Annotated in this window: 1 protein-coding gene and 1 pseudogene; both read left to right on the top strand. The window is 65.1% G+C overall.

The genetic code is table 11. The annotated features are described in order from the left end of the window. Window positions 1-117 (top strand): annotated as a pseudogene (locus DKT70_RS18800) (5-dehydro-4-deoxy-D-glucuronate isomerase); the annotation flags it as partial. Beyond that, window positions 114-538, top strand: a 425-nt coding sequence (locus DKT70_RS17670) for an SDR family NAD(P)-dependent oxidoreductase (protein ID WP_146612703.1), incomplete at its 3' end; no start/stop codon positions are given. The pseudogene DKT70_RS18800 and the gene DKT70_RS17670, both read left to right, overlap by 4 nt.

Consider the following 538-nt stretch of genomic DNA (forward strand, 5'->3'; position numbering starts at 1 on the left):
ACCTGGTCGATCCATTCGGGCGCGGGCATTGGCGGATATACCTTCATCTGGGCGATGGCGGGCGACAATGTCGATTACACCGACATGGACTTCATCCAGCCGGAGGACATGCGTTGAACCCCTTTTCCCTGCAAGGTCGCACCGCGCTGGTGACCGGTGCCAACACGGGCATCGGTCAGGCCATCGCCGTCGCCATGGCGCAGGCGGGGGCCGATGTCATCGCCGCCGGACGCCGCGACTGCGATGAGACTCTGGCCCTGATGGGGTCGGGGCGCGCGATGCGTCTGGACTTTGCCGACCCGATGGCCGCCCGCGACGTCTTTGCCGAACAGCGCATCGACATCCTGGTGAACAATGCGGGCATCATCCGCCGCGACGACGCCGTCGATTTCACCGAGGCCGATTGGGACGACGTCATGGACGTGAATGCCAAGGCGCTGTTCTTCACCTGCCAGGCCTTCGCGCGTGCGGCACTGCCGCGCGGCATGGGCAAGATCGTGAATATTGCCAGCCTGCTGTCCTTCCAGGGGGGCATCCG

The sequence above is a fragment of the Paracoccus sediminilitoris genome (genome assembly GCF_003259195.1).
Taxonomy (GTDB): domain Bacteria; phylum Pseudomonadota; class Alphaproteobacteria; order Rhodobacterales; family Rhodobacteraceae; genus Paracoccus; species Paracoccus sediminilitoris.